This window comes from Acinetobacter calcoaceticus (assembly GCF_016508255.1).
Taxonomy (GTDB): Bacteria; Pseudomonadota; Gammaproteobacteria; order Pseudomonadales; family Moraxellaceae; genus Acinetobacter; species Acinetobacter calcoaceticus_E.
The window spans coordinates 101,221-127,928 of sequence record NZ_JADVKT010000005.1 but is presented as its reverse complement, the minus strand read 5'-3'; the positions used below and the strand labels follow the sequence as shown (position 1 = coordinate 127,928).

The following is a 26,708-nucleotide window of genomic DNA, read 5'->3' as shown; positions in this document are numbered from 1 at the left end:
TCTAAGTAAGATCCTTATTGTAAATTGTCGCTTATAAAGTTATCTTCCAACAATCATTGTATAAGTGACAATTTTCAGGATAGTTTATGTCCGATTCTCTTATTCAGTCTGATTTGTCTGAACTTGTGATTGGGCTATCTTCTGAGCATTCTTACCGAGAAATCACCCCTACTCATACACATACACGTGCGCAGTTTTTGTATGCATCCACAGGAAATATTCAGGTGTTTACACCCAACAATGTCTGGATTGTGCCGCCCATGTGTGCCTTATGGATTCCTGCTCATGTTGAGCACAGTGTGATTTCACTGAGTCACGTGAAGTTAAATACGGCGTTGGTTGAAGTAAATGCAGCCGCTCTAATGGGTCAGCATTGCTTTATTATTCGTGTAAGCAACCTGTTGCATGAGCTTTTGATTCGTTTAAATGAAATTGAACGAGAAGACACACCAAATACGGCGACGTCTCAAGAGCTTTCCCGTTCTTTACAAATTTTGATTTTTGAAGAAATCCATCGGGCCAATTTATTGCCTATTCAGATTCCATGGCCGAAAGACAAACGACTATTAAAAATTTGCCAAGAGTTATTACATACTCCTGACCATTCAAAAGACTTAACAGATTGGGCTGATGAGATTGGTGCGAGTTCTAGAACCCTAATGCGTATGTTCCAAAAAGAAACTGGACTGTCTTATCGGGCATGGGTCCAGCAAATGCATGTTGCACTTGCCTTAAGTAAAATCGCGAATGGTGAATCCATTGCTCGAATTTCTGAATCACTGGGGTATAACAACCCCAGCGCGTTCAGTGCGATGTTTAAGCGACATCTAGGAAAAACACCTCAGCAGTTTAGAAGTTCTGCGATGTCGCTATAAGTCTTTTTTTTTGCAGGTAGGTCATGCTTTTCGAGCAAATCATCAAAATCGTGATAGACATGAAGCTCACGATCTTTACCAGTTCTCGCATGATCTAATCGTTGTTCAGGATCCACTAAAACAAGAGTATGACCATCATCAATCAGACGATCTACACCTTCTAAGAACATACGTTTACCCACATCGTGGATAAGTGAAATTTGGGTTAAATCAATGACGATTGTGCTTTGGTCAGTTGTCTCATCTTGTAAAATACGCAACAACATTTCAGCTTCAGTAAATTTCAATACACCGCGAAGTACATATACACTTAATGAAGCATCTTTTCCTGTGCGGTAATGACTTTGTACAATCGTTTGTGCAGAAGGTGTACCTTCCATGAGGTGTAATCCCATGTCACGAGATAACCGTTCTAAAATATCGATGCCTCGAATACTATGACCATGCTCATCTAAACGAGGAGAAAAAGCAGCAATACTGACCTGACCCGGTAGCACACCTAAAATCCCGCCTGCTACACCACTCTTAGCAGGAATACCTACAGTCGACAACCAGTCACCCGCGGCATCATACATCCCGCAGCTCATCATGACACTGAGCACTTGTCTAACGACAGATCGGTTTAACAAACGCTTTCCAGTTTTAGGATCGACGCCACCATTGGCAAGTACACTGCCCATACGTACCAAGTCTTTAACTGTAACCATGATCGCACATTGGCGAATATAACCATTCACAATATCTACTGGATCGGTTTCTAAAATTCCGACAGTTCGCAACATATAACCGATCGAAAGATTACGATATGCTGTTTTTACTTCCGAATCATAAACAGACTCATCAAAACTTAATTCACGTCCTGCAAGCTCGCTCATAAATCGGCGTAGAATTTCTGCACTATGTAAACCATGTTTACCTGGAATTAAAGAATGTGTGGTAATTGCACCAGAGTTGATCATCGGATTTTTCGGACGGCCGTCTTTACCCAATGAAATTTCATTGAAAGCTTCCCCAGAAGGTTCCACCCCGACTTTATCGAGTACCGCATCAATGCCAAGCTGTTGCATCACATAGGCATATACAAAAGGTTTTGAAATCGACTGAATGGTGAATTCAGTATCATCATCTCCGATCGAATAAATTTCACCATCTACCGTAGACATTGCCAAAGCCAATCGGTCTGGATTTGCATTTGCTAACTCTGGAATATAGTCAGCTAGATGCCCGCTATTATCTACCTCACAGGCTTCTATCACATTTGCCAAATAATCTGGGAGAGGGGTTTTCATGGTCAGTAACCTTAAATGAGGAGATTTACACTTTCGAGCAATTTTTCAGCACAATCCGCTGATAATATTAAAATTATAATTTTTGAGTGAATTAAAAATCACGATATAAGTATTGTAATTCCGATGGCTTATTTATTTCAACCTCATTATACGTTTTTCAAAACTTTAAACAGAAGATTAGATTATTCTTTCTACAAATAGAACACCATTTAAATGATCGACTTCATGTTGAACAATACGAGCAGGAAAACCATGGTAAATAGTCTCTACAACTTCACCTTCTAAAGTTAAATATCTCACCTTAACTGTTTCTGCACGTTCAACTTGTCCGCGTTCATCTGGCACACTTAAACAACCTTCTTCACCTAAACACAATTCGTTTGAGAACTCTAAAATCTCTGGATTTACCATCACTACGGCATCCATTTCAGGTGCATCGGGATAACGCGGGTTTGGTCTGGAAGCCACAATAATGACTCGTTTAGAGATATAAACTTGCGGTGCGGCAATACCAACACCATTACGTTCAAGCATAGTCGCATGCATCGCTGTCGCGAGTTGTAAGAGCCAATCACTGTTTAACTCATTTGCTGAAACAGGCGCAGCAATCAGTTTTAAAATGTCTTCACCCTGCTTGGCAACTGGCAAAATAACGCTCATCCCTTGGCCTCTAATGAAATTAGGTTATTACTGATTTTATTGTCTCGCTGAACAGCCCAAAAGAAAAGACATTCCTACATCTGTTTTTGTTTCATCTAAAGCATTTTTAGTTTTAAAGCTTTTTTATCTGAGTGATTAAAACCTATGCCTCTCCATAGAACAAATTTCCTCCATTTACTTTTACTTCACTTTTCCATTAATATCCAAACTTCAATTACAACAATTAAGTAAAAAAATGGATCAGGACTTAACTTTGCAGGATGCGAGCTATCTGAATAAAGAAGATAAACGAACGCTTGCCCTTTCTTCACTGGGTGGTGCTTTAGAGTTTTATGATTTTGTGATTTATGTATTTTACGCCAAAATCATTTCCGACCTCTTCTTCCCGAGTACACTCAGCCCATTTTGGGCTATGCTCAATACTTACGGTATTTTTGCAGCAGGTTACTTTTTTAGGCCACTAGGCGGAGTTGTAATGGCCCACTTTGGTGATTTGGTCGGGCGTAAAAAACTGTTTTCGCTTTCTATTTTATTGATGGCTCTGCCTACGCTATTTATCGGGATTTTGCCCACCTTTGAAAATATTGGCTATTTTGCGCCGCTACTTTTATTGCTTATGCGTGTGGTGCAAGGTATTGCGATTGGGGGTGAAATTCCAGCAGCGTGGACCTTTGTATCTGAACATGTACCTGAAAGAAAAATTGGACTGGCAAATGGTTTATTGACTGCGGGACTATCTTTAGGAATTTTACTAGGCGCTTTGATGTCTTTATGGATTTCACTTAATTTTAGTGAAGGACAAATCCATGACTGGGCTTGGCGTATACCTTTCATTGCAGGCGGTATTTTTGGCCTAGTTGCACTTTATTTACGAACTTATTTAAAAGAAACGCCTGTGTTTAAAGCCATGCAAGCTCGTAAAGAAATCTCAAAAGAAATGCCAGTGAAACAAGTGTTAACAACACATAAAACAGCCGTTGTTATTGGCATGTTATTTACATGGTTTTTAACAGGTTGTGTGGTGGTGGTGATTTTAGCCATGCCAAATTTATTAATTGGTTCATTTGGTTTTGAACGCGCCCAAACTTTTGAAATGCAAAGTGCAGCCATTATTATGCAAATGGTCGGTTGTATTTTGGCAGGCTATTTTGCTGACCGTTTTGGCTGTGGCAAAGTCATGATGGTGGGTGCGCTTGCCGTGGCTCTCACAGCAGCAGTTTTTTATAACAGTTTGGGGCACGCGGCACATTCAACCATTTTTGGTTTATATATGTTGTTGGGTCTATGCTCAGGCACAGTGGGTATGGTGTCGAGCAGTATGGTCAAAATGTTCCCCGCACCTGTTCGCTTCTCTGGCATTTCATTTTCTTATAATTTGTCTTATGCCATTGTTGGTGGTATGACATTGCCTTTAGTTCATTGGCTCAGTCAGTACAGTAATATTGGTGCGATGTATTATATTTTTGCGCTGACCATTTTGGCTTTTGTGACCGCCTTTGTATTTTGGAATAAGTTTGAAAAAAACAGATATTAAAAGCTTTAACCTATGAAATAAAAAACCACGCCGATTGCGTGGTTTTTTTAATACTGTTCAGTTTAGAAAGTAAATCCAATATTAAAGTTAATACGATATAACCATTTGTCGCTGTTTGGCGAAGTAGCAGAGGTATAACCTGTTGAGTTGGTCGCCCCACCAATAATATTAGAGTTTTTACCCCACGTATAATCTGCCCAAACCATAAATGGTGAAGCAATAAACATCATCCCTGTAGTGTTCATTTGAGAAGCTGCCCAATCGTCACGTTTTTTATCAAGGTAACTATAATCATTATAAAACTTAACAGCTTTTAGCTTACCCATATTGGTCACAGGCAACGTATAGGCAAGGTTTAAACTGGCAATGGTTCCTTCAGAAGCAATGAAATAGGCCGGCGTAAAGCCATTATTCCCCATTAAAGTCATGTCATTATTTACACCATCTGGGTTTTTAGCATCGTACTGATAGTGAATGACAGAACTTTGTAAATTAAAGCGATTATAGTTGTTTTCGGTATGCAAGCCGACTGCGTAATATTTGCCGTCTTTATCAGTCACTTTGTTATGCAACTGTGCGATTGCACCAGATACACCAAACTCTTGCTTACCAAAATCAGTTTCTAACTTACGAACAATGCGGGTATTAACCTGATTGCGTTTTTCATTTTGATAGGCTTTTTGAGATGGAAACGCATTTCCTGCCAAGTCATCATAAGTTGCACTTTCAGGTGAATAACGCAGATTAGTCTCTAGCATTTGCGGATAATAACCGAGTTTTACATCCCAATCTTTGTCGTGATAATTCCAGTTAAGCCCTGGTGCAATGTTGTTGCCATAGCCTAGAAAGAATGGAATGTGATAAGTCCAGCCATTTTGTGGATATGGATAAATGGTAAAAGGTTTATAGACCAAGCCTGCTTCAATGCTGTTATTGGCGTCAAGGTTATAGCCAACATAGGCTTTTTCAATAGATGTTTTCTGTTGATCTTGAAATAGATAGCTGGCATTGATGTATGCATCATCGAACTTACCTTTTAGATCTACCCTAAAAATATCAAAATAGAGTTTACCAAAACCGCGGTTTGGCCCTTGCCAATCTTCATAGCGTTGATTTAAACGTACCACTCCACCTAACTTTAATGACTCTGTTCCATCATCACTTTTCCATTCAAGCAATGAATCTTTTGCAAATGCATTGACGCTTACCCCCAGCGTAAGCGGTGCAATGAATGCCATGATCAATGAAGTCTTTTTCATCTCTACATCCTTGATTGAGTTCCAGCGTCCTGCTGGAACTTTATTTGTTTTACCTGTAAAACTTAGTTTTTATTGTTTTTTAGATAAAAAAATTTATCTAAAAAAAGGATGGTTTAGTAGCTCCCATCGCATATGTACTAAACCATCCAAACTGGTTAATACAGTTTCTTTTGCGGTGGACCCGCAAACTTTAATGGTCCAATCGAGTTCATATCGAGCTCAATTACTGTTGGCCCTTCAAAAGCGACAGCTTCTTGAATAACCGTTTTAAACTCTTCTGCACTACCGACTTTCCAGCTCTTCACACCCATTGATTCGCCAAGAAGCTTGTAGTCTGGTGTATGCAATTCATTAAAATACTGACGACCACCAAAGTAGTTATTTTGAATGCCGCGCATTACGCCATAACCACCGTCATTCATAATCATTAGGACCATATTGGTGTTTTCTTGCACCATAGTTGCAATCTCACCAATGCCAAGCATTAAGCCGCCATCACCGACCAAACCAATTACTTTTTTGTCAGGGTTAGCAACTGAAGCACCGATTGCAGTTGCAAGGCCTAAACCAATTGCACCCGCAAGTGAGTGGATGTTTTGATTTGGCGCTTGTACAGGGAATAAACGACTGCCCCATGTACTACCCGACATGGTGATGTCACGTACAAAAATGCCGTCTTGCGGTAAAGCTGCACGTAAGTGGTCACAAATTAATGCGTACTGATCGATTTGTTTACGAAGTGCATCAATTGCAGCTTGTTTTGCAGCAACTACAGCAGCATCGTAATCGGCATCAACTTTTGAAGTCCCTTGAAGCTGTTCTAACACACGTGTTAAGACATCTTTGGCATCACCACAAATGAAGTTTCGGATTTTGTAATTACGTTGCTGAGCCATTGGGTTTGCATCTACCTGAATAATATTTTCAGGGAACTCAACCGAATAGGTTTTAGTTTCATTACTACGTAAACGAGAACCCACCACAACCATCAAGTCGGCATCTTTTAATAACTGCTCAACACCTGCCGAGTTATGGAAAGCACCTAAACTACGTGGATGATCATCTGCCAAAATACCGCGGCCGTGCGTAGATGACACCACTGGAATACCTAAATCTGCAATTGCTTTAACTTCAGCAACGCTATTTAAAGTTCCACCGCCAATCCAGAAAATCGGACGTTTTGCTTTTTTGATTTCACTGACAAGAAAATCAATTTCAGCTTGCTCTGCCTGTGGCAACTCAAGTGCTTTGACAGGTCCAAGGTTAAGTGGCAAATCGATTTCTGCTGCTTGCACATCAATTGGTAACTCAACACTGACCGGTCCCATTGGAACTGTAGTTGCGACACGAATAGCTTCACGAATCACACCAACTGCATTGTCTGGGCTGGTAATACGAAACGCCGCTTTGCTTGATGCGCGCAAGAATGTAAGTTGGTCTTTAGTTTCATGGATGAAGCTTGCATCACGATCGAGATATTCACGCTCAACTTGACCCGTTAAATGCAATACAGGGCTACCCGCGTTCATTGCTTCAATGAGTGACCCCACCGCATTACCTGCACCAGCACCCGTACTGGTCAACGCTACACCTAGGCCTTTAAAGCGTGAGTGTGCATCTGCCATGGTGACTGCGCCAGCCTCACCGCGTGCTGCGACAAAACGCATTTTTTCACGGCGCCCTACTGCATCGGCAATAGGTAAATTGTGGATGGAAATAACACCATAAATACTATCAACTTGGTGCGCTTCTAAAACTCTTGCGATTGCTTCGCCTACATTTACACGTTCAGTCATATCTGTTCCTCAAAATTTGTTTTCAGTCCTTGAATTTATTAATCGCACCAAGGGTTAGGCTGTTCATTCAGCCCCATATAAATACTCTTTTGTTGCATGTACGATAAAATGCCTAGACGGCCTTTTTCGCGCCCAATCCCACTGTCTTTAAAGCCACCAAACGGTGCACTAATCGAGAACTTCTTGTAGGTGTTAATCCATACCGTTCCCACTTCTAACGCACGTGCAATGCGCCAAGCTTTACGGTAGCTTTCAGTCCAAATGCCTGCGGCAAGACCAAAACAACTGTCATTGGCTTGGGCAATTAAATCTTGCTCGTTGTCATATTTCATAACGACTAAAACAGGGCCAAAAATTTCTTCCTGACAAGTTTGAGCACTGTTACTTAAACCCGTAATAATGGTAGGTAAGTAATAACTTCCTTTGGCATAGTCACCACTCGTAAGCGCTTCACCACCAATCAGAACTTGACCACCTTCGCTTTTGGCAAGCTGTACATAGCGGTCAACTGACTGCAAATGCTTGTCATTGACCAGTGGCCCTAAATGCACACCAGCTTGTTCTGGGTGGCCCACACGTAAGCCTTTGGTTATTTCAACCAAACGCGTTAAAAACTGATCGTACAAACTGCTATGAATAAACAAGCGAGAACCTGCGATACATGCTTGGCCTGCCGAGCTAAAAATACCGTACGCTACGCCTTTAGCAGCCAGTTCGACATCTGCATCCGGTAAAACAATTGTTGGTGATTTTCCACCTAGCTCAAGCGAAGTGGTAATCAGTTTATCTGCTGCAATATGAGCCAAGTGACGACCTGTGGTTGTTCCACCCGTAAAAGAGATTTTACGAACCAACGGATGTTGAGCAATTGCATCACCAATGATAGAACCTCGCCCAACTAACACACTCAGCAAACCTTTTGGTAAACCTGCTTCTTCAAAAATTTTGGCAAGTTCTAAAGCAATTAACGAAGTTGCTTCTGCTGGTTTTAATACCACGGCATTACCTGCCGCTAAAGCTGGAGCAAGCTTTTGAACTTCACTCGCAATTGGAGAGTTCCAAGGTGTAATTGCTGCCACAACGCCTACAGGCTCATGCACGCTCATGGTCATAAAGTCTGGAGCGCGTTGAGTAGTAAGCTCATCATTCAGTGTTTCACATGCAGCCGCAACATAACGTGCTGTCGCCGCAGCGCTCATCACTAAACCACGAGTTTCGGTTAAAGGCTTACCATTATCGCGTGTTTGTAATTTTGCTAATTCGTCTACACGTGCTTCAATAATGTCTGCAACTTTGTAGAGAATACGTGCGCGCTCATGCGGCAAGCTATTTCTCCAGCTTGGTTGACGCCAAGCCTGATCCGCTTTTTCAATTGCTTCATTTACATCATCAAGTGTTGCCGTTGAAAGCTCTGCGTTTACCGACTGATCTGCCGGAAACAGGCTTTGAATGACTGCACCTCGGCCTAATCGCCATTCACCCGCAATATAAATTTCCTTTGCCATGATCAAATCCTTCTTAAATCTGTATTGCTTCTACACTGTTGCGACAAGCACGAATTACGCTAAGCGCAGCCAAAGTTGATGTTTTCGGGTTACTTGGTAACGGCACGCCCACCAGTTCAATGGTCATTTGCCCAAAACCACCCTCTGCCACAATGGTGTGTTTGTTTTTGTTGATGGTTGGATCAACGGTTAACTCAACCATGGTTTCGTCCATTCCAAGTCCTGCAAGTGCAATGGTTGCAGCAACATTGGCATTGGCCGGAAATTTCATGGCAGCTTCACGCGCAGTTCCTGTGAAAAAGACCGTAGCTTCAGAAACATGATCTAGATCGACCAATTGCTCTGCATAACTGCCCTTCCAGCTTTTTGGACTTTTACAGCCTTTGTAAGTGACTTTTTGCAAGCCACCTTCTTTGGCCGCAGAAATACCGTCAATGCCTGCAATAGCACCTGCAAGTAAATGCAGATGGGCATTATTTTGTTCAGCAGTTTCTTTCAACTGAATCAAAAACTCGCTATCTGCTAAGGTTCCAACTGAAATCAGACCAATCGTCCAACCTTTAGCCAACACCTTTTGAGCATGTTCTTTCACTGCTGCTTGACCTGCCACCTCAATGACATAGTCTGGCTCACCATCACATTGCTCAATATCTGAAATCACCTGAATCTCTGAAGACACTTGTGATTGAACTTTTTCAATACTGCGAGATGGCACTACAATCCATTTGAGTTGCAGATCTTGAGGCAAATGAGCATGTACTTCTGCTGCCATTGCGCCAAAACCAATCATCATCAACTTTTTCATGACAGCACCTTATATTTATAAATGTTTATTGAAGCCACCCGAGACATCTATGGTGGAACCTGTGGTGTACGATGCTAATGGCGATGCCAAGAAAACCAAAGCACGAGCAGGCTCTTCAGGACGACCTAGACGCTGCATCGGAATACCGCGGTTTTTTGCAATATTTCCTGTCCATTCTTCCCATGACAGATTTAAATCTGAACGGGTTTCATAACGGCGTTTCCACTGCGCAGATTCGACCATTCCGAGTAAAATCGAGTTCACACGAACACCATACTGAGTAAACTCATGAGCCAAAGAATGAGTGAGATTCAACAACGCCGCTCGTGCTGATGAAGTGGCAATCATGTGTGGCTCTGGTTGTAACGCTAGTAAAGAGTTCACATTGGTAATCGATGCATTTGCAGAGTGTTTTAAATCTTCAAGAAAAGCCCGTACCGGATGTAAAACACTGAAATACTTCAGCTCAATTTCTTTCATCCAGTCTTCATCTTGCGTATTTTCAAAGTTTGAAACACGGCCTTGTCCAGCATTGTTAATGAGCATGTCCACATTGCCCAAATTGAGTTTGACGTCTTTGGCAAATTGCTGAACTTCTTCTTTTTTCAACACATTACATGCTTTGGTAAAAATATTGGCATGCGGATATTTTTCTAAAATATAGTGCTTAGAAGCATTTAAACGCTCTTCATCGCGACCACACCAAGCTACTTTTGCACCCTCTGCAACCAGTATTTCAACAGCAGCCAGCCCAATCCCAGATGAGCCACCGGTAACAACTGCAACTTTTCCTTCAACTTGGAAGCTCATAATCCTTAATCTCTCTTACGATTGTTCCTGAATCGTCAACATAATTTGGTTAAATGCTTGCGGTTGGTCAACATAACTTAAATGTCCTGCATCTTGGATGATGTAGTGCTGTTCCAACTGCAATTCCTGAGCAAGCTCTTGTATACCTAACGCAGGAGTGATTTGATCTTGCTGCCCTGCAATGACTGTGCATGGGACTTTTAAATCGGTTAAATAATTACGTATTTCGTCATAGGCAAGTAAGTACGATGCATGTGTGAAACCTTTTAGAGTCAACTGTTGCATCACCTCTGAAACTAAAGCCAAGGCTTGTGGTTCTTGTCTATAAATCAAATGAGGTCCACGGCTTTCAGCCATGCCTTTAGCACCTAACTCTTTCAACATTTTTGGTCTTTTTTCAAAAACCTGAATTTGTGTTTGTTCATCGTGGCGTTGATAGCCTTGAGCTAAATTAGCGACAACTAAATGTTCCACTCGCTCTGGGTAAAGTGCAGCAAATGCACTCGCCTGTAAGGCACCTAATGAGTGACCCACGACAATAGCTTTTTCAATTTTTAAAACATCAAACAATGCTGCCAAACGCTTTGCATAATCGGTAGCATTCGGCTGATCAGTTAAAAGTTCATCTGATTTGCCATAGCCCGGTGCATCCCAGGCAATGACATGAAAATGATGAGACAGCACTTCAAGTTGGTTCACCCAAGAAGCAGAACCCGAACTAATGCCATGCAACAGCACAAGGTATTCGCCCTGACCAGCTTCCCGATATGCTTGTTGCTGACCTAAAACGGTCACCGTCTTTACCGGAAATTCTGCTAACTTTTCAATGAGTGTCATCATTTTTATTCCTTTCCCTTCATTCACTTCATCAAACAATTAACGTTTGATTTGAGATAATGGGTGCTCTGGTGGATAGTTAGGAATTGTTGGCTTCCCTGTTCCCAACATCACACACATCAAGGCATCTTCTTGACCCGGGTTAAATAGACCACGGTAAATTCCCGGTGGAATTGAAATCAGGTCACGCTCTTTTAAACGGGTCTCAAATTTTTCGCCGTTGTGCTCAATGAACAAATCAATTTCACCGCGGAGCATAAAGAAAACTTCTTCAACATCATGGTGAATGTGCAAAGGGCCTTCACACTGCGGTGGTAAAACCATGGTCGAAAATGTAAAGTTTTCTGCTGGTACAGTGTTGCCATCATTTGCAACACCTGTTGCGCCCGTACCCATGTAACGCATTTGTGCACGGCGATATTTCGGGTCGTAATCTGCTTGGAATTTCAAAGCATCAAAGTCATATTTACGAGTTTCAAAGCGAGCAATACGTGTATTTAACCAATCTTCTAAAGAAGCATTTTCTGGTTGTGCCCACGATTCGAATTGTTGTGTAGTCATTTTTTGAACTCCTATACAGTGAATTAATAACGTTTTAAAAGAGGAACCAAGAACAAAGACCCAATGACAGCGACAGCAGCCAAGAAGGTAATTCCTAAATTAAAACTATGGGTTTGCATCACGATGTAGCCAATCAGTACGGGTGCAATTGCACTTGCAAAATTACCCAGACCATTAAATATTCCGCCTGCCGTTGCACCTACATTTGAGGTCGTTACTTTTGCAAGAAGAGCAAATACAGCGGCCACTCCAAAACCCCAAGCCATCGCACTTAAAGACATGGCAGCAATAATCAGTAACGGCTGGGTCATAATGACCATCACATACATGAAAATGCCTGCGAGTAATAAGCCACTAAATACTTGAATTGCGCGGCGACCTAACTTGTCAGATAAAAACGCGCCGATGATTTCACCAACTAACATGGCAATGAATGGAAAGCTTGAATACATCCCAAATTCTTTGAGGTTGAAGCCTTTGTCTTGCATTAAGTAAGAAGGAACCCAGCTATTTAAGCCCCATAAATAAGTCATCAATGCAATGTTGAAGAGACAAACTAGCCAAAATGCTCTATTGCTCAAAAGTATCTTGGTATTGGCAACATGGCCTTTGAAATTGGTACGTTTGCTCTCACCATCAATTTCGACTGTTTTCTTGAGTTGCAAGTTACGTAAGCCAAAAACAATGCTGAAAATAGCGATTAGTGTTAATCCGGCCATCACAAAAAAAGTGGTATGCCAGTCATGGTGTGCCAAAACATTTGCTGTGATTGGGAACCCAAGGAATGCACCAATCGGCGTTCCAAGTAAGAACATGGTTGAAGCACGGGCCTGCTGATGATCTGTGTAAGTCTGCTTAACAATGGTATAGGCCAAAGCAAATAGCGGTCCCTCTGCTAAACCAAGCAGCACACGTAAAATCAGCATGCCTGAATAACTGGTGGTAAATCCCATGCAAAACATGAGTAAACCCCATGAAGTTACACTCCAGAACAGCATTTTCTTTGGGTTAAAGATGTCACCCAAAAAGCTTAGAAAGACTGATGAAAAACCATAGGAAAGCAAGAAGCTTGTCATGAGCCATCCTAGTTTGGCTTTATCTCCAGCGATTCCCATCGAGTTTTGAAAATGCGGATCTGAAAATAAAACCGCAATACTGATCTTGTCAAAAAATGCCAGTACCACACACACCATAAGGACAAAAGCAGGTACCCAATGCTTTAATCCACTTTTTTCTTCATTACTCATGTGTCATTCCTTCGATTTGGTAATGAGAACCAGATTTAATGTTTACGGTTTTAACTTCATGACATTAAATTCAGAATCTGCTAACAGTATTGGATCTAAAATGGTGTTGGCTTGCATCCAACGTTTTGCCAGTTTGACCAATTTTGAATCATTAATTGCAATCATGTTCAGCAAACGATTTTCATGGTCCAAATATAAATAGCTCACCTGATCTTCACCACCTTGGCGAATCACCAACTCTTTCGTTTGTTCAGGTTGGTAAGTTCCTAAAATCTGGATATTAAAGTGATATTGATCAGACCAGAGCCATGGAATATCAGTGTATTCGGTTTCAATCCCGAGCATCGATTTCGCTGCGGCAATGGCCTGATTTTGTGCATTTGCCCAAGACTGAATGCAATAGCCCAAGCCCGGATGAATTGCGACATCGCCTGCGGCATAAATGTTTTGATCTGAGGTTTGTCCAAAACAGTTCACCACAATGCCATCTTTCACATCGAGGCCAGCATGAACACCTAACTCTTTGGCAATCTCGGCGCCTGCACCCACCACAACACAGTCAAATAACTGACTATTTTGTGGATGATTCACCACTTCAACTTTTTGGCTAGGAGCTTCAACCAAGTGAAGGCTTTTGCTGTCTAAGTGAATTTTTGTACCTTGGGTTTCATGCATATTTTTTAAAAATGCAGAAACTTCCGGACTCACACTTCTTGCACACAAGCGGTCGCCATATTCAAAAATATGAACGTCTTTACCTTGTTTACGTGCAGTTGCGGCAATCTCAAGACCGATCCAACCACCACCAATCACAGCAACATTTTTTGCATTCTTTAAAATTTCTGCCAAGCGTTCGCAGTCATGCACATTACGTAAGGTCACAACATTTGGAATGAACTGCCATGTATTGACTGGTACACGAGCACGGCTTCCTGTTGCAATCAGCAATTTGTCATAGGGCAAAACCTGACCACTTTCTAAATGAACCTGTTTTTGTTCACGGTCGACTTTTGTCGCAATTTCAGGTTTGTGCCATTGAACGTTGAACTCTTGAACCTGCTCATTAGAAAACAGATTCAAACTTTCATAAGTTGCTTCTTTTGAAAGCACTTGCTTAGACAGTGGCGGACGCTCATAAAACACTTGATCTTCATTTGAAACTACATGAATTTCGCCCACATAACCATTTTGGCGCAGTGTGCTTACCGCCCAACCTGCTGCCTGCCCTGCACCTACAATTACAATCTTTTCCATAGCCATCTTCCTTGTTCAGCAATGCCTGTTAAACAGGCTTCACCTGACGGCGGGTTGTGTCATCAAGACCACCTTCAATCGCCCACTCGGTGAAAAGCTCTAGACGGTGTTCTTCTACACGCGGCTGCCATTCTTCTGTCAAATAGTCATCGTTGGTGTAATATTCAAATGCACCACCCAATGGTGAGTTGACGTACCAAAAATAAGCAGAAGAAATTGGGTGGCGTCCCGGCCCAATGAAAGTTGACCATTCCGAACGATTCATATTTAAACCGCCCCCAATCACCTCATGAATATCACGAACAACGAATGCAACGTGATTTAGGCCAGCCGGTTTATTTGGCACACTGAGCAAGAACAAATCATGGTGATAACCTTCACCGCGACAACGTAAGAATGCACCGCGATTTTTGTAGGCATCAGATAAATGGAAACCTACTTTTTCAATATAGAAATTTTCAGTTGCTGCTAAATCCGGTGTGAAGAACACCACATGTCCAATCGCAACAGGTTGACCTTTTTCATAGACAGGACTTGCTGCATTTACGCGTTGAATGTTGCCGTATTGGTTAATGCCTTCTGTTTTGAGTTCTTGAACATCTTTAACAAAGCTTTGTTCAAAACGAATAGTCATTCCATTTGGGTCAAGACACTGAACTGTATTTTCAGAACGCTCAAAACCATTTACATCAGCCAAACGCCCTGCTAAGTCTTCGAGGTCTTGAGCGTTATCAACACCCCAAGTGACTTCACGTAAAGTTGAACCTTGTTCAATAGCAGGTGGCAAACGGTCATCATCACAATTAAATAGATAAATCTTGCTGCCATTTTGAGTTTGATATAAATCTGTGCCTTCAATGTCAGAAGTACTTTGACTTAAACCAAAATCTGCTAAAAATTTGTTCGAAGCGGCTCTATCTTCAACTCCAAACTTTAAAATCTCGATCCCTGTAATCATTTGACTACTCCTTAGTTAAAGACAAAACCGCCATTGACCGGAATATTTTGACCTGTCACAAAAGAGGACAAATCCGACAGTAGATACAATGCTGTTCCATTTAAATCTTGTGGAAGTTGCTGACGTTGAATCGCTCTTCCATTTACATATAAATCGTGGCGTTCCTGTGGCACATACTCAGTTGCTTCAACCAGAGTAAGCCCCGGAGACAATGTGTTAACACAGATATTGAACTGCCCCAACTCTCTTGCCATTGAACGGGTCATGGCAACAATTGCACCCTTACTTGCCACATAAGCCATCAAGTTCGGTGCGCCCCAAAGTGCTGTATCGGAAGCAACATTAATGATCTTGCCGGCAGCCGATTGCTTTAAATGTGGAACACACGCCTTACTAATGAGCCATGTACCTTTTGCATTAATAGTCATGACCCGATCCCAAAGTTCAGGATCGTAATCAATCATATTTTTCCCACCTACATTGGTTGCAAGCGCTGCACAGTTCACAAGGCCATCTAGTCCTTGTAATACTTCCACGCTTTTTGCAACTGCATTTTCAATAGAGTCTGCCTTGGCAAGGTCAACGGTGACAGCATGAACATTGAGTCCTTGCTTCTGTAAAACTTGTGCTTCTTGTTGCACCAAGTCAGATAAAATATCTGCCATCACAACTTCAGCACCTGCCTCGGCAATGGCTTGAGCGAAATCTCGGCCTAAACCACGTGCAGCACCAGTTACGAGAACTTTTTTACCTTGCAGCAACGCGACATTAGCCATGAGCTTCTTCCTGCATCTCGATACGATTTGATGCATTTAGCGCAGCAATTTTCTTTAATTGCTTCTCAGCTTCTTTTTTCATTAAACGGCGTAAACGTGCAAGACCAACGTCGTGTTGATAGAGGAATTCTCTTTCACGTGCATTTGGTGCAAGGTTTTCTAAAATAATGCGGTCTTGTTCCAACACATCCCAATGCAACTGTTCTAAATGATTGCGATATAAGAAACGCCATACATTACGTTGCCAGCCACTTACCTTACGGCAGCGCCAGAAAAATACGCGGGTATTGTTCGCATCAATTGGAGTTGCATAACCCACAATCCAAAATTCGCCACCCGGACCAAATTGTTTACGGTAAGGGATTGAAAGACGTAACCAGCTTGCACCTGTTGAACCATATTCGACCCAGTCGAAGTTCACCCCTGTTTGGCCTTCTTTTTCAAAGACAAAACCATTATCAGTTGTACGGTGCTTCATCTCTGCGGTACGTTCACCATCTGCCATCGAGTGCGATGTAGCGTGCAAATATGTCCCGTGCATTGGGTCCATCACGTTATCAATGGCATATTGATGGTTTACTTTCCAGTCTGCTTGGCAAAGGAATGCACTCCACTCTTCGCTTGCAAGTTGCTCTGGGAACTCAAGTGGTTTTGGCTGTTCATTTGCATCAATACCGAACCAGATGAAGATTGCACCATGTTGCTCAATGACCGGATAGTTCTTTAAACATTTGGTTCCAGTCATTGGACATTCGTGAACAGCCGGCACATCTGCAACGACACCATCAGCACGAACTTCAACACCGTGATACCAGCAAGCAACACGGTCACCCAAGTTCCAGCCTAATGAAAGACGAGCTCCACGGTGTGGGCAGCGGTCTTCAAGTGCGTGTACCTGACCTTCGGCATCACGCCAAACCACAATATTTTCACCCAAGCGGGTAATTCCGACTGGGTTAGCAGCCACTTCCCAACTTGCTAAAACCGGATGCCATTGGTCACGTAAACCAAGTTCTAAATATTCTTCAGCACTTTGTGAAGCTGATACGATTGCGTTCATTTTATTCTTCCCTGAATCAATAACCTAAACGTTGCATTTCTTCTGTAAAGCTTGCAGAAGTCCATTCATCAGCAGATTCACAGCGGAAACCCTGTTGATTAAGTGCAGAAACAACGTCATCTAACTCTGTTGCGCCCGCAGAAAATGCCTGAATCAAGTTCTTTACAAAATCTTGTTCGTAGAGGGTTGGTTCTTTATAACGTGTTTGCCAAACCAACAATTCAGATTGACCTGGAACTTGAATATTGTTGATACCTGCTTCGGTTGCTGGCGTTGCATGAATCCAGCTTGCCAACTTTTCATTAAATGTCTTCATTGTTCTGCTTCCTTGTACATGAGAGGACTAGAGTTGAATTTGAATATCCTGTCCTTCAACACGAACTGGGTACGTACATAGGTTTCTACACCCGGGTCCACTTTTTAGCTCACCTGTCTGAATGTCAAAAATTGCTTCGTGCAATGGACATTCCACAGTTTGATCTTCGATAAATCCTTCGGTTAATAAGGCATACGCATGAGGGCAAACATTTTCGATAGCAAAGTAATTTTCATCGACGAAAAATACACCAATTTTTTTCCCTTCAATTTCGATGGCTTTCGGCTCATCTTCGCTAACGTCACCCTGCTGACAAACTGAGATCCAACTCATACCTTGCGTCCTCATTTTGTTTTATATACAAAACATAATTTGATTTTCAAAACATAAGCTAAGCATAATATCCTTGATCATTTTTTGTCAAAGTAAAAATAAACATATAATTCATTAATTTAATAAAATTTAAATATTTTGTTACGTTTCAATCAAGAAACAAAGTTTTAAATATAAAAATTGTTTTATGTATTTTTAACAATTACAATAGTTCTAAAATAAAGCAGCATGCTCCAAATTGAACCTTGTTTTATTTATAGGAAAAAGACACGAATGAGCCTAACAATTGAAGAAGATTCGCAAGAATCAGAAACTACAAAAAATGATGAACGATATTTAGTACCCGGCCTTGTACGGGGTTTAGCCATCTTGCAAGCATTTAATCAACAAGCACAAGAAATGACGATTACAGAAATTGCTGAAATTTTAGAAGTGAATCGTTCTAGTGCATTTCGTCTAATCCATACACTCGAATCTTGTGGCTATTTAAGAAAGGCATCTCAAAAAACTTATTCACTTGATTCAAAAGTTATGGAACTCGGTTTTAACAGTTTATCCAAACTTTCATTACTCGATTTATCGACCCCTTTAATGAAAGAACTACGCGACCAAACTAAACTCGCTGTTCATCTTTCTATTTTAGAAGGCACACATATTGTTTTTGTAAATAATATTCAGTCTATGGGAACCTTTACGAGCAACATTAGTTTAGGTACTCGCTGGCCTGCCCATGCCACTGTTATTGGGCAAATGTTATTGTCGGATTTACCTGAAACAGAAGTACGTCAGCGTTACCGTAGTTTCAATGACTGGGACAGTTTCTCTGAACTGACACCCACCAATTTAAAAGCGCTATTACAAAGATTAGCTTATGTAAAAACCCAAAAAACAATGGTGAGCTGGGGCCATTACAATCATGATATGGCAGCCTGCGCTGCACCTATTTTTAAACAATCAAATGGCAAAATGGTCGCGGTTATTTCAGTAAGTTGCCCGATTACCACTTACGACGAAAGAACTTTTAAAGAAGATATTGCAAACCTCGTAATTGAAACAGCAAATAAAATTTCGAAATTTATTTACTAAAAAAAGCGACGTTAAGTCGCTTTTTTTACGGTTTTATTTCACAAATTAAAAATCACGCTTAATAACTTCCCCATTCATATCCTGAAAAATAAGTGTCGAATGGTTTTCTGTAATATCAAATTTTAAGCACTGCTCTTTAAATTGAACAATCGCATAAAATTCTTCAGCGCCATCATCTAGGCCTGTGGTAGAAACCGTAGTACCTTTTGGAAATTCCTTGAGCCACACAGCACTATAAAAATCTGACACCGAATTAAAATCTATATATTTTTCAGGTTCAGCCATAATTTTTTTGGCCATCGCATCAAACTGTTGCTGTTTATATAGGACTAAATTCAGGATCATGGTTATTCTTAAAAGTTAATCATTAGCAGTCATCAATAGAGTGCGTATAGTAATGTAGTTTTCCATTACGGAAATGAAAGTGTAAGCCATCATTACTACCTTCCCAAGGTTGTAAAGAATAAACATGTTTTTTAGTCATATAGATCTGTTCACCAAAAAACTTTTTAAACTCATTCTCGGTAGTTAAATGATTAAATAATCGGGAACCATACTTTAGACCATTTTGCTGGCTTACATATACCTTATCTAAAGAGCCCGTAGCGAGTATCACTCCATCGTCATATACCCATTGATCTGGAAAATAACCACCATTGCATTCATCAACCTCACCTTTAATAACCTGCTTTGGCTTTTTCAAATTATTTAAAGGAATATCAAAACTGTTTAATAGCTTACCATGCCACAAAGGTTTAATATTTACTTGTGCATAAGACGTAGTCGTTACTAAAAAACCAATACAAAATAAAAATATATAAGTTAAATTTTTCATAAAAATCCAGAAATTAATTATTTAAAAGTTTTGTGCCTTACTCTTATTTATGATCAAACCTTTTTGTTTGTCTTTCATAATGATTAAGGGAGATCCAACTTTTGTTGTTTTGGTATTATCCAAATATTTTTTCTTCTGTAAATAAATCTGCTTGTCTTTAGTAAAACTATCTATGGAAGTTTCATCATCCGTATAATAAGAAATATCTTGTGTATAAATATTTGACCAGTCCGCTATCCAAAAAATAATGAAATTTCCGCCACGCTCTTGATAGTTGTCTATTGCAAATGTTTCAGAATCAATTTTATGTATGTTCTGACCAGCTATTGAGGATATATCCCGAGTTTGCGATTTAAAATAATAGGTTTTATTTTTATCTAAATGAATAGCAAATACATTATACCCTAGCGCATCATCTGCATTAGGCTTAAAGCAAGAGTAACTTTGTATTTTTACCTGAGAGGCTTGTATAACTAATTTATTATTTTCAGCAGCTTCATCTTTCTGACATGAGTCAGGTAATTTACTGAGCTGGTTTAAAGGAATAGCATTAACCTGAGCATTTACAGCTCCTGAGTAAAGAAATAAACAAAGTAAAATTTTTTTGAAAGTATGAGTCATCAAATAATTTCCAAACAGGATTATTGTTTTAATATTTTCTCATACATTAAATGTTTTTTTTCAGATCTATATGTTCAACCTGCTTTCTTTTCACCTTTTCCCATTGATACCAGCCATAAGCTGCCATTAATACAAAAGCGGCATATAAGGCTGAAGTTAAAAATAGATCTTTATAAATAAACATTCCTACATAAATAATATCGACAAATACCCAAAGTATCCAAGTTGCAATATGCTTTCGACTGGTCCAATAGGTTGCAAGCAAACTAAATGCTGCAAGCTGTGAGTCCAGCATCGGTACAGCCGCATCGGTAAAGTTTTTAAGAATTAAACCAAAGAGCAAGCCACCCACCGCAGCAATAATCATTTGAAATATTGCAACTTGAAAAGCGATTGGCTCTATACGAATGTCGTGATCTTGCTGCTTTCCTTTAAACCAGTAATAAAAGCCGTAAAAATTTATGACCATAAAGAAGAATTGCAAAATCGTTTCACCATAAAGTTTAAATTCGTAAAACAAATAGGCATATAAAACAAAGGCAAAGAAATTAAACAGCCAACACCACATGTTTCTAATAACAGTTAATCCAACTCCAATGAGGCTAATCAAGACTGCAAAAATTTCTAAAGGTGACATAAGAACAGCTTCTTACTGAGATCAATTTGACGAGTGTATTATGAGAAAAATATAGAGCTAAGCAAACTGCTAATTTGAAATCAAAAAATCCATAGCCCTTTCTTGAATATAATTTGTACTTTTCTATTTCTGTGTTATAAAAATATCATTCCTATTTTAATATACTTATCATGTTTTTATCTAAAGCCCATTGTTGTCTAGCCCGTCAATTATACACCTTAGAGGTCAACCTCTCTATGGTCAATTGGCGACGTCCTTATTTTGGACAATTTGGCGCTTCGGATGAGAAAATCAAGATATTTCATTTGTAATATACCTTCTGATTTTCACAACAAGCCGCCATAAAACGCGGCTTTTTTTATGCCCTTTTAAAACACAAAACCAAACTTTCTGGAGCTTTTATATGAAGCAGTTATTTGAACAACAGAGTATTTCTACCCCGCAGACTCAGCCGGTTGTAGCATTATCGTCATCTCCAACTCAACTTGCTACAGCCGGCCAATTTATTGCTGTCGTTATTATTTGGTCACTTACCCCACTCGCAGCCGTTTGGACAGTACAAGAACTTCACTGGGCATGGGGTTTGTTTATTCGATTCAGTTTAGCGATTCCAATCGCCTTACTCTGTCTAAGGTTTTTTCGCTTAAAGCTTATCTTTAATAAAAAAGCGATTTTAAGTTATTGTGCAGGAGCCATTGGTTTATTGGGTTCTATGGCCTTTTGCTACATGGGTGCAGATAAAGTTCCCTCTGCCATTATTTCTATTATTTACGGCACCTCTCCGTTAGTATCCGGACTCATCAGTTCTTTTTTATTAGGGCGTGAACGTTTTTCAGCATGGCAGTGGCTTGGGCTCGGTATTGCTCTTATTGGAATGAGCTTTACTTTAGGCCTGTCTTCATCAGGTTTTCAGCTCAACAGCATCGGTATTATGTTAGAACTGATTGCTATGCTGTTTTATGTATTGTCGACTTTTGCCGTGAAATCTGTCGGAGCGCATATTCATCCTATTACACAAATGACAGGGGCTACGCTTGTTTCATGGGTAGGTTATGTATGCTTGTTGCCTTTCTTTTGGTCACATCTTCCCACTGAATTTCCAAGCCTGAAAATTTCATTAGCAGTCCTCTACAGTGCGGTCTTTTCATCTGTACTTGCCATGATTTTTTATTATCAACTCATCAAGATACTACAACCGACGACGGTACTACTGATTACAATTATCACTCCCGTTTTAGCTACATTTTGGGGAACATGGTTCAACCATGAACAACTGAGCTCACATCTCATTTTAGGTTTAACCATGTTATGCCTAGGACTAGTGATGTATTCACGGCGCTCTGCATAAATTTTTAAAACCTGACAAATAAATTTGTCAGGTTTTACTTTTAACTATTATTGGCAACATTCGCCATAAAATAAGAACTTAGTTTTATTTCCATCATCCCTTTATTTTTTGCTTACTAAGTATTCAATAAATTGTATTTGACAGTTTTTAAACGATCGTTTAAAAACTTATTAAGAATAAACAAAGGACATCGAAATATGTCAAATCAAGCAGGAAAAGTCAGCCGTGAAACTCACGGACATATTTTTTTAATTGGCTTAGATCGCGCAGATAAGCGCAATGCTTTTGACAGTCACATGATCAAAGACCTATCTCAAGCCCTGACAGAATATGAAAATAATGATGCCCTACGCTGTGCCATTATTTTTGCCCACGGCGAGCATTTTACTGCTGGTTTAGATTTAGTTGAGTTACAGCCTAAACTTGCTACGGGTGTTTTTGATTTTAAAGATAATGAGATTAACCCTTGGGGTACAGTTGGGCGGAAATTAAGTAAACCTTTGATTGTAGTGGTACAAGGCTATTGTTATACCGCGGGTATAGAACTATTTCTTAACGCTGACATTGCTTTAGCAAGTGAAAATACTCAATTTGCACAAATGGAAGTTCAACGCGGCATTTTACCTTTTGGTGGAGCAACTGCACGTTTTACTCAGGCTGCTGGCTGGGCTAAAGCTATGCGCTATTTACTCACAGGCGACCCCTTTGATGCAAAAGCAGCTTTTGATATGAATTTGATTACAGAAATATGTTCTGAAGGTACTGAACTCAACCGTGCAATAGAACTCGCTGAACATATCGCTCAAGCGGCCCCTCTTGCGGTAAAAGCTACCCTTGCTTCTGCACGTGAAGCCATCAATGAAGGCTATCAAACTGCATTTGACCAGTTACAAAACCATCTTCATCCTTTATTAAAAACTGAAGATGTACAAGAAGGTGTTTTTGCCATGTTGCAAAAAAGACCTCCTGTTTTTAAAGGTAAATAACGCTTCATCACGCTAGAAAAATAAAGAGAAAAGCAATGCATTCAGCAACTCAAATGAACGAACAGCTTAGCCAAAATGTACAATTTCCGGCTTTAGATGGCTATCAAATCAGCGGCACCCGTTACTTTACCACCACCCCAGCTAAAGCCAATATTGTGGTTGCTGGAGCAACAGGCGTACCACACGAATTTTACCGTCGCTTTGCTGAATATATGACGCAATATGGCTATCAAATATTCACTTTTGACTATCGAGGTGTTGGAAAATCCAGCCCAAAATCTTTAAAAGGGTTTGATATGTCGTATCTAGACTGGGGCAAACTCGATTTAGCAGGGGCTATTGAATATTTATCAAAAGAACCTTTACCGCTTTTAATGGTTGGTCATTCTTACGGCGGCCATGCGCTAGGACTCTTACCGAATCATGATAAATTATTGGCCTGTTACACTTTCGGCACTGGTGCAGGCTGGCATGGATATATGCCACTAAAAGAACGTTTCAAAGTTCAAATTGTCTGGAATATTGTATTCCCACCTATCGTTGCCGTGACAGGTTATTTGCCTTGGAGCAAATTTAATATGGGTTCTGACCTACCCTTAAATGTTTACAAACAATGGCGCAAGTGGTGCAAACATCCCAAATACTTTTTTGCTGACCCTGAACAGCAACATTTAATTGAACAATATGCTTCGGTCAAAACACCCATTTATGCAGTTTCTGCTTTTGATGATGACTGGGCTTTGCCTGCCTCTTGCCGTGCATTTATGCAGCATTATCGCCAAGCTCCTGTCACCTACATGAGTATTCAACCTCAAGATGTTTCTATGAAAGCCATTGGACACATGGGCTACTTTAAAAAAGGTGGTGAACAGATCTGGGGTAAAATCCGTACCACTTTTGATGATTTGGTATAAGCCTGATTTATGTTTTGGATAATTTAAGATGAGACCGCAAAAACTTGCGAAAGAAGAACTACTCAAGCACTGTGCTTTACAGTTTAAAACCTATGGATATGCTGGCACCAGTATGGACATGCTGGCAAAAGCCTGTGGCTTAACGAAAGCTTCTTTTTATTATTACTATCCCAACAAGGAAGCTCTTTTACTTGAGGTGCTTCACGGTACTCATCAATATTTAATTCATTCTTTATTTAAAAGCACAGCAAATTCTGACTTATCAGCAATTGAACGTTTTGAGCAAATGCATGAACGTGCTATTCAGTTTTTTACCCAAGGGGTAAATGGCTGTCTGATTGGGATCATTTCTATGGAAGCTGCCTACGGTTCACCTGAAATTTTAGCGAAAATACGTAGTATTTTTCAGGATTGGCAACTTGCAATCCAGTCTATTTTTGCTTGTTGTATTGCTGAAGATCAAGCAAAGATTTTAGCAAAACAAAGTATTGCTGATTATGAAGGTGCGATCTTGATGTACCGTGTAACACATGATGAATTTTATATTACTCAAGTCAAGCAACGTATTCTTGGATGTCTCAAATCATAAAAAAATAAAGCCCACTTAAAGTGGGCTTTATTTTATTAATCAGGTTTATTCAACTCTAACGATTTTACCTAATTCATCGTGGTGAACTATCGTAATTTTTTGGCTACGTCCCTGCTCAATTTCTTGCTCAGGTAAATCAAAGTAGCGTGAATAATCATCTGTCTGCTTCATGTCAAGTTCATCACCACCCACACGGCGCTCCGGTAGCACATGGCTCCACAACAATAAGAAAATTGCACAAGCAATTAATGCTGTAATGCCATGTTCAATTCCTACACCAACGGCATTAAATAAATGGTGTACCAAATGTGTTTTTTGTAGTTCAACCAATAGCCATACAAACACGAACGGACGCCATAACAACAACCAGCCACCCCACATCATGGCTGTACTTGTTGTAGAAACATAACGTTTATGCCACGGTAACTGACGACGTAAATCAATAATCAACGAATTTGTCTTCATTTCTCTTTTACCTAACGAAGTGCTGCGGTTTTCCCCAGACATCAATACAACACGATCTTTAAAATCTCATGACTTTTGCATTTCATCTAACGAATGCCCCGATCCGGGCTTACCCAACGTGCTCGTTTCTCATCTCCACGTCGTAAGACTTTTGGAAATGCCACAATGGTTGCCGAAATGGTGATTAGCCAAAAGACCAATGGATACCAAATCATCCAGAAATAGTTTTTTCCTAGATTCGGTTCATAACGACTATCCATCCATTTGCTTAAAGCAAACTGAATTAGACAGGTTGCCCCCAATAAAATACCTGTACCATACGGTAAAAATGGGGAACTCACAACGGCTAATGCAGGGACTGGGAAAATAAAATGTACCAACCACAATAAAGCCATTGCCAGCATTAAATATGACCAGACTAAAGTTAAGCAAAGCTCAAACATTAAAGGCCATAAGAAATTCAATTTTGGTTTGGTGAACACATCAATATTTTTAATTAATACCTGTGCCCCACCCATTGCCCAACGTAAACGCTGTTTCCACAATCCGTTTAATGTTTCAGGCATTAAAATCCAGACCAAGGCATTCGGTTCAAAACGAATGTCCCAGCCTGCACGTTGCAATTTCCAAGTAATGTCGATGTCTTCGGTCAACATATTTGGTGACCAATAATCGACTTGGTGAACAGCACTTTTACGGAAAGCCGTAATGACACCAGACACCGTAAACAAACGACCAAATGTACGCTGCGCACGTTTAATCATTCCCACAATCGAAGAAAACTCACCGACTTGAATACGTCCTAACAAAGTTGAACGCGTACGAATACGTGGATTTCCAGTTACGGCTGCAACTGTTGGATTCTGAAGAAAATGACGAATCATCCATTTTGCTGCATGTGGGTCAAGTAAAGCATCGCCATCAATACCAATTAAAAACTCGGCATCGGTCATGAGGCTACCAGCCTGTAGGCCCATTGCTTTACCTTGGTTTTGTGCAAGGTGAACAACACGAAGTTTTTCGTATTGTTCAGCTAAACGATCTAGCACTTCACCTGTATTGTCCGAACTGCCATCGTTAATCGCAATGACTTCAAAATGAGGATAATCCAGTTTTAAAGCGTGACTAATGGTTTCTTCTGCATTATCGCCTTCGTTAAAGCAAGGAACAAGTACAGCAACTTTCGGATAGCTTTCTAATGGAGCCGGTTGATCGTAAGGTGGAGCCTTACGTTCTTTCCAATAGAAAATGATCGCACCAATCATCCATAGATATGACATAAACAATGGATAATAAAAAACGAACTTTAGAGCCTGCGACCATATTGCAGCAAAGATTGTCATGTTTCAGCC

At 40.3% G+C, this 26,708-nt stretch carries 29 protein-coding genes; 7 read left to right on the top strand and 22 right to left on the bottom strand.

Annotation, left to right across the window (positions count from 1 at the left end; translation table 11 throughout):
• Positions 1-86: 86 nt before the first annotated feature.
• Complete coding sequence (locus I5515_RS11645; RefSeq protein ID WP_199966955.1) at positions 87-875, top strand: AraC family transcriptional regulator; 789 nt, start codon at positions 87-89, stop codon at positions 873-875.
• Here I5515_RS11645 and I5515_RS11640 read toward each other — a convergent pair.
• Positions 842-2,164 carry a glutaminase gene (locus tag I5515_RS11640; RefSeq protein WP_199966952.1) on the bottom strand — a complete coding sequence of 441 codons (1,323 nt, stop codon included), beginning with the start codon at positions 2,162-2,164 and terminating at the stop codon, positions 842-844. The genes I5515_RS11645 and I5515_RS11640 overlap by 34 nt on opposite strands.
• Positions 2,165-2,341: 177 nt before the next feature.
• Entirely contained in the window at positions 2,342-2,824 is a 483-nt protein-coding gene (gene def / locus I5515_RS11635) for a peptide deformylase (protein WP_199966950.1), read from the bottom strand.
• Positions 2,825-3,059: 235 nt separating this feature from the next.
• Between def and I5515_RS11630 the strand changes: the two genes are divergently transcribed.
• Positions 3,060-4,358, top strand: coding sequence for an MFS transporter (locus I5515_RS11630; protein ID WP_199966948.1), 1,299 nt, complete (start codon positions 3,060-3,062; stop codon positions 4,356-4,358).
• Between the two features lie 62 nt (positions 4,359-4,420).
• On the opposite strand, the gene I5515_RS11625 is transcribed toward I5515_RS11630, so the two are convergent.
• The 14 genes from I5515_RS11625 to I5515_RS11560 all read right to left on the bottom strand — a co-directional run bounded on the left by I5515_RS11625 (position 4,421) and on the right by I5515_RS11560 (position 17,875).
• Complete coding sequence (locus I5515_RS11625; RefSeq protein WP_199966946.1) at positions 4,421-5,617, bottom strand: hypothetical protein; 1,197 nt, start codon at positions 5,615-5,617, stop codon at positions 4,421-4,423.
• 155 nt (positions 5,618-5,772) lie between these two features.
• The gene (locus tag I5515_RS11620) at positions 5,773-7,413 is read right to left on the bottom strand and encodes a thiamine pyrophosphate-binding protein (RefSeq protein ID WP_199966944.1); all 1,641 of its coding nucleotides are present in this window, start codon (positions 7,411-7,413) and stop codon (positions 5,773-5,775) included.
• Positions 7,414-7,451: 38 nt separating this feature from the next.
• Positions 7,452-8,918, bottom strand: coding sequence for an aldehyde dehydrogenase (locus I5515_RS11615; protein WP_199966942.1), 1,467 nt, complete (start codon positions 8,916-8,918; stop codon positions 7,452-7,454).
• A 13-nt stretch (positions 8,919-8,931) separates the two neighbouring features.
• Positions 8,932-9,723 (bottom strand): aspartate dehydrogenase, encoded by a 792-nt coding sequence (locus I5515_RS11610; protein ID WP_199966939.1) that lies wholly within the window; start codon positions 9,721-9,723, stop codon positions 8,932-8,934.
• Between the two features lie 15 nt (positions 9,724-9,738).
• Positions 9,739-10,533: an SDR family oxidoreductase gene (locus tag I5515_RS11605; RefSeq protein WP_199966937.1), complete on the bottom strand. Its 795-nt coding sequence runs from the start codon at positions 10,531-10,533 to the stop codon at positions 9,739-9,741.
• Positions 10,534-10,548: 15 nt separating this feature from the next.
• A complete protein-coding gene (locus tag I5515_RS11600) occupies positions 10,549-11,373 on the bottom strand; it encodes an alpha/beta fold hydrolase (protein WP_199966935.1) in 825 nt (274 codons plus the stop codon).
• 36 nt (positions 11,374-11,409) lie between these two features.
• On the bottom strand, positions 11,410-11,931 hold the full coding sequence (locus I5515_RS11595; protein WP_004641730.1) for a cupin domain-containing protein: 522 nt from the start codon (positions 11,929-11,931) through the stop codon (positions 11,410-11,412).
• A 23-nt stretch (positions 11,932-11,954) separates the two neighbouring features.
• Positions 11,955-13,178 (bottom strand): MFS transporter, encoded by a 1,224-nt coding sequence (locus tag I5515_RS11590; protein ID WP_199966932.1) that lies wholly within the window; start codon positions 13,176-13,178, stop codon positions 11,955-11,957.
• A gap of 42 nt (positions 13,179-13,220) precedes the next feature.
• Positions 13,221-14,432: an NAD(P)/FAD-dependent oxidoreductase gene (locus I5515_RS11585; protein ID WP_199966930.1), complete on the bottom strand. Its 1,212-nt coding sequence runs from the start codon at positions 14,430-14,432 to the stop codon at positions 13,221-13,223.
• Positions 14,433-14,460: 28 nt separating this feature from the next.
• A complete protein-coding gene (locus tag I5515_RS11580; protein WP_199966928.1) occupies positions 14,461-15,390 on the bottom strand; it encodes a VOC family protein in 930 nt (309 codons plus the stop codon).
• 11 nt (positions 15,391-15,401) lie between these two features.
• Positions 15,402-16,166 (bottom strand): SDR family oxidoreductase, encoded by a 765-nt coding sequence (locus I5515_RS11575; protein WP_199966918.1) that lies wholly within the window; start codon positions 16,164-16,166, stop codon positions 15,402-15,404.
• Positions 16,159-17,226, bottom strand: a complete 1,068-nt coding sequence (locus I5515_RS11570) for an aromatic ring-hydroxylating oxygenase subunit alpha (protein ID WP_199966916.1) — start codon at positions 17,224-17,226, stop codon at positions 16,159-16,161. Before I5515_RS11570 ends, I5515_RS11575 begins: the two co-directional genes overlap by 8 nt.
• Before the next feature lie 16 nt (positions 17,227-17,242).
• A complete protein-coding gene (locus I5515_RS11565; protein WP_199966914.1) occupies positions 17,243-17,542 on the bottom strand; it encodes a recombinase-like helix-turn-helix domain-containing protein in 300 nt (99 codons plus the stop codon).
• A gap of 27 nt (positions 17,543-17,569) precedes the next feature.
• The gene (locus tag I5515_RS11560) at positions 17,570-17,875 is read right to left on the bottom strand and encodes a non-heme iron oxygenase ferredoxin subunit (RefSeq protein WP_002117586.1); all 306 of its coding nucleotides are present in this window, start codon (positions 17,873-17,875) and stop codon (positions 17,570-17,572) included.
• 273 nt (positions 17,876-18,148) lie between these two features.
• Here I5515_RS11560 and I5515_RS11555 point away from each other — a divergent pair, with 273 nt between their 5' ends.
• Positions 18,149-18,961 (top strand): IclR family transcriptional regulator, encoded by an 813-nt coding sequence (locus tag I5515_RS11555; RefSeq protein ID WP_199966911.1) that lies wholly within the window; start codon positions 18,149-18,151, stop codon positions 18,959-18,961.
• A gap of 45 nt (positions 18,962-19,006) precedes the next feature.
• Here the strand turns inward: I5515_RS11555 and I5515_RS11550 are convergent, their stop codons facing one another.
• The 4 genes from I5515_RS11550 to pnuC are packed head-to-tail and all read right to left on the bottom strand — an operon-like array spanning position 19,007 to position 21,054.
• Complete coding sequence (locus tag I5515_RS11550; RefSeq protein WP_199966909.1) at positions 19,007-19,306, bottom strand: hypothetical protein; 300 nt, start codon at positions 19,304-19,306, stop codon at positions 19,007-19,009.
• Between the two features lie 22 nt (positions 19,307-19,328).
• Positions 19,329-19,796, bottom strand: coding sequence for a hypothetical protein (locus I5515_RS11545; protein WP_199966907.1), 468 nt, complete (start codon positions 19,794-19,796; stop codon positions 19,329-19,331).
• Positions 19,797-19,817: 21 nt separating this feature from the next.
• Positions 19,818-20,417 carry a hypothetical protein gene (locus tag I5515_RS11540; RefSeq protein WP_199966905.1) on the bottom strand — a complete coding sequence of 200 codons (600 nt, stop codon included), beginning with the start codon at positions 20,415-20,417 and terminating at the stop codon, positions 19,818-19,820.
• A 46-nt stretch (positions 20,418-20,463) separates the two neighbouring features.
• Entirely contained in the window at positions 20,464-21,054 is a 591-nt protein-coding gene (gene pnuC, locus I5515_RS11535) for a nicotinamide riboside transporter PnuC (protein WP_199966903.1), read from the bottom strand.
• 403 nt (positions 21,055-21,457) lie between these two features.
• Between pnuC and I5515_RS11530 the strand changes: the two genes are divergently transcribed.
• The 4 genes from I5515_RS11530 (at position 21,458) to I5515_RS11515 (ending at position 24,891) form a co-directional block, all read left to right on the top strand.
• Positions 21,458-22,402, top strand: a complete 945-nt coding sequence (locus I5515_RS11530; protein ID WP_199966901.1) for a DMT family transporter — start codon at positions 21,458-21,460, stop codon at positions 22,400-22,402.
• Positions 22,403-22,599: 197 nt separating this feature from the next.
• Entirely contained in the window at positions 22,600-23,388 is a 789-nt protein-coding gene (locus tag I5515_RS11525) for a crotonase/enoyl-CoA hydratase family protein (RefSeq protein WP_199966899.1), read from the top strand.
• Positions 23,389-23,408: 20 nt separating this feature from the next.
• On the top strand, positions 23,409-24,302 hold the full coding sequence (locus I5515_RS11520) for an alpha/beta fold hydrolase (RefSeq protein ID WP_320159796.1): 894 nt from the start codon (positions 23,409-23,411) through the stop codon (positions 24,300-24,302).
• A 28-nt stretch (positions 24,303-24,330) separates the two neighbouring features.
• On the top strand, positions 24,331-24,891 hold the full coding sequence (locus I5515_RS11515) for a TetR/AcrR family transcriptional regulator (RefSeq protein WP_199966894.1): 561 nt from the start codon (positions 24,331-24,333) through the stop codon (positions 24,889-24,891).
• A 45-nt stretch (positions 24,892-24,936) separates the two neighbouring features.
• On the opposite strand, the gene pgaD is transcribed toward I5515_RS11515, so the two are convergent.
• Positions 24,937-25,356, bottom strand: coding sequence for a poly-beta-1,6-N-acetyl-D-glucosamine biosynthesis protein PgaD (gene pgaD / locus I5515_RS11510; protein ID WP_199966892.1), 420 nt, complete (start codon positions 25,354-25,356; stop codon positions 24,937-24,939).
• A gap of 86 nt (positions 25,357-25,442) precedes the next feature.
• Complete coding sequence (pgaC, locus tag I5515_RS11505; protein ID WP_199966889.1) at positions 25,443-26,699, bottom strand: poly-beta-1,6-N-acetyl-D-glucosamine synthase; 1,257 nt, start codon at positions 26,697-26,699, stop codon at positions 25,443-25,445.
• Positions 26,700-26,708 lie beyond the last annotated feature (9 nt).

Bases quoted from the DNA above. Each gene is read 5' to 3' on its own strand.
- I5515_RS11645 (WP_199966955.1), top strand. From the start codon at position 87: ATGTCCGATTCTCTTATTCAGTCTGATTTGTCTGAACTTGTGATTGGG.
- I5515_RS11640 (WP_199966952.1), bottom strand. From the start codon at position 2,164: ATGAAAACCCCTCTCCCAGATTATTTGGCAAATGTGATAGAAGCCTGT.
- def (WP_199966950.1), bottom strand. From the start codon at position 2,824: ATGAGCGTTATTTTGCCAGTTGCCAAGCAGGGTGAAGACATTTTAAAA.
- I5515_RS11630 (WP_199966948.1), top strand. From the start codon at position 3,060: ATGGATCAGGACTTAACTTTGCAGGATGCGAGCTATCTGAATAAAGAA.
- I5515_RS11625 (WP_199966946.1), bottom strand. From the start codon at position 5,617: ATGAAAAAGACTTCATTGATCATGGCATTCATTGCACCGCTTACGCTG.
- I5515_RS11620 (WP_199966944.1), bottom strand. From the start codon at position 7,413: ATGACTGAACGTGTAAATGTAGGCGAAGCAATCGCAAGAGTTTTAGAA.
- I5515_RS11615 (WP_199966942.1), bottom strand. From the start codon at position 8,918: ATGGCAAAGGAAATTTATATTGCGGGTGAATGGCGATTAGGCCGAGGT.
- I5515_RS11610 (WP_199966939.1), bottom strand. From the start codon at position 9,723: ATGAAAAAGTTGATGATGATTGGTTTTGGCGCAATGGCAGCAGAAGTA.
- I5515_RS11605 (WP_199966937.1), bottom strand. From the start codon at position 10,533: ATGAGCTTCCAAGTTGAAGGAAAAGTTGCAGTTGTTACCGGTGGCTCA.
- I5515_RS11600 (WP_199966935.1), bottom strand. From the start codon at position 11,373: ATGATGACACTCATTGAAAAGTTAGCAGAATTTCCGGTAAAGACGGTG.
- I5515_RS11595 (WP_004641730.1), bottom strand. From the start codon at position 11,931: ATGACTACACAACAATTCGAATCGTGGGCACAACCAGAAAATGCTTCT.
- I5515_RS11590 (WP_199966932.1), bottom strand. From the start codon at position 13,178: ATGAGTAATGAAGAAAAAAGTGGATTAAAGCATTGGGTACCTGCTTTT.
- I5515_RS11585 (WP_199966930.1), bottom strand. From the start codon at position 14,432: ATGGAAAAGATTGTAATTGTAGGTGCAGGGCAGGCAGCAGGTTGGGCG.
- I5515_RS11580 (WP_199966928.1), bottom strand. From the start codon at position 15,390: ATGATTACAGGGATCGAGATTTTAAAGTTTGGAGTTGAAGATAGAGCC.
- I5515_RS11575 (WP_199966918.1), bottom strand. From the start codon at position 16,166: ATGGCTAATGTCGCGTTGCTGCAAGGTAAAAAAGTTCTCGTAACTGGT.
- I5515_RS11570 (WP_199966916.1), bottom strand. From the start codon at position 17,226: ATGAACGCAATCGTATCAGCTTCACAAAGTGCTGAAGAATATTTAGAA.
- I5515_RS11565 (WP_199966914.1), bottom strand. From the start codon at position 17,542: ATGAAGACATTTAATGAAAAGTTGGCAAGCTGGATTCATGCAACGCCA.
- I5515_RS11560 (WP_002117586.1), bottom strand. From the start codon at position 17,875: ATGAGTTGGATCTCAGTTTGTCAGCAGGGTGACGTTAGCGAAGATGAG.
- I5515_RS11555 (WP_199966911.1), top strand. From the start codon at position 18,149: ATGAGCCTAACAATTGAAGAAGATTCGCAAGAATCAGAAACTACAAAA.
- I5515_RS11550 (WP_199966909.1), bottom strand. From the start codon at position 19,306: ATGATCCTGAATTTAGTCCTATATAAACAGCAACAGTTTGATGCGATG.
- I5515_RS11545 (WP_199966907.1), bottom strand. From the start codon at position 19,796: ATGAAAAATTTAACTTATATATTTTTATTTTGTATTGGTTTTTTAGTA.
- I5515_RS11540 (WP_199966905.1), bottom strand. From the start codon at position 20,417: ATGACTCATACTTTCAAAAAAATTTTACTTTGTTTATTTCTTTACTCA.
- pnuC (WP_199966903.1), bottom strand. From the start codon at position 21,054: ATGTCACCTTTAGAAATTTTTGCAGTCTTGATTAGCCTCATTGGAGTT.
- I5515_RS11530 (WP_199966901.1), top strand. From the start codon at position 21,458: ATGAAGCAGTTATTTGAACAACAGAGTATTTCTACCCCGCAGACTCAG.
- I5515_RS11525 (WP_199966899.1), top strand. From the start codon at position 22,600: ATGTCAAATCAAGCAGGAAAAGTCAGCCGTGAAACTCACGGACATATT.
- I5515_RS11515 (WP_199966894.1), top strand. From the start codon at position 24,331: ATGAGACCGCAAAAACTTGCGAAAGAAGAACTACTCAAGCACTGTGCT.
- pgaD (WP_199966892.1), bottom strand. From the start codon at position 25,356: ATGAAGACAAATTCGTTGATTATTGATTTACGTCGTCAGTTACCGTGG.
- pgaC (WP_199966889.1), bottom strand. From the start codon at position 26,699: ATGACAATCTTTGCTGCAATATGGTCGCAGGCTCTAAAGTTCGTTTTT.